General features: G+C 57.1%; 1 protein-coding gene. It reads right to left on the bottom strand.

Features of this window, described 5'->3' with window-relative positions:
* Window positions 1-13: 13 nt before the first annotated feature.
* On the bottom strand, window positions 14-1,183 hold the full coding sequence (locus DTW89_RS19055) for an IS4 family transposase (RefSeq protein ID WP_114657074.1): 1,170 nt from the start codon (window positions 1,181-1,183) through the stop codon (window positions 14-16).
* Between the last annotated feature and the right edge of the window lie 142 nt (window positions 1,184-1,325).

Raw genomic sequence — 1,325 nt, forward strand, 5'->3', positions numbered from 1 at the left:
CAGTAGTGTCCGGTTAAAAGTTGAACAAATTCAACTGGTTAGCGATGGGTGTCTCAATGGATTGGGATCGGTCGGCCTGCAAGGCGCATGAAATCTGGGTTTTCTCAAAAACTGACACTGACAAGATCTGTAGACATGTGTAGAGCGAAGCATCGAGATGAAGCTCCTTCTTGACGATGGCAATGAGCACGTAGGTGGACACGGCGCACCAGATCTGTGTCTTGACGGCGTTCTCGCTAGTACCCAGGAACCGCTTGATACGCAGGTGCTGCTTGATCCATTTGAAGAACAGCTCGACCTGCCAGCGACTTTTGTAGAGCGCGGCAATCGACAAGGCTGGCAGCGTCGTGTTGTTGCTCAGAAAGACCAGCGTCTTGCCCGATTCGGGGTCTTTGAATCGGATGCGCCGCAGGTGCTCAGGGTACTTCTTGGCCGAGTAATGGCCGTTGAGCATTACGCGCTGGTCGCAGATGATGCCTGTGCTGCGATTGACGGGATCGGAGTACACGCGCCGAGCATCCATGCCCGCTTTGGCTCGGGTGACGAAGAATGCGCCAGCCTGATGCATGGCATACAGGCGAGCAAAGTCGACGTATCCACGATCCATCACGTAAAAAGCGCCCGCCTCGACAGGCAGGATGTCGAGTACGTTGACGTCGTGGAGTTTGCCGTCGCTGATGTGAATGAACGCGGGAATGGCACCGCGCAGGTCCAGCAGCGTGTGCAGCTTGATGGCGGCCTTGGTCGAACGAAACGGCGCCCAGTCGAACAAGCTCAGGCACAGGTCGATGGTGGTGGCGTCCAAGGCGTACACACTGGCATCGAGATCGAGCACCGTTGGCTCTTGGGCATACAGGGCTCTGGCCCGCACGATCAGCCGCTGCGCCAGCGCATGGTAAATCCGCCAGTCGCGCGAGTTCAACGCATCGGCCAACGTCGAGCGTGCTGGGGGTGCCTTCAAACCCATGTGAAATAGCTTGCCACGATTGGCGGCCAGGCAGGCTTCGATGTCGCGCAGCGATTCGCGCCATGTGAGCTGGGAAAACGCCATGACGCGAAACAGGTCCGCGCATCCCAGGGTGCGAACACCTGCATCGCCATCGTGGCGGTCGATGATGCGCGAGAAGGTCTTCCAAGGCACGAACTCCATTACCTGTGCGAACAGCGTCTTGCCCACATTCATGCGCCACTCCGGGTTGTTGAAACCCGCGAGCATCGCAAATGAGCTAAACGAAATTCAAATCGTGGACACCCATGAATCCTCTGAAACCCGCTTCAATACTGGCGTTGCCGCCCTTCAGCATCAAATAAGCCGGACACTACTG

Origin of the sequence: Acidovorax sp. BoFeN1, assembly GCF_003345135.1 — a bacterium.
In the GTDB taxonomy this organism is placed as follows: Bacteria; Pseudomonadota; Gammaproteobacteria; order Burkholderiales; family Burkholderiaceae_C; genus Acidovorax; species Acidovorax defluvii.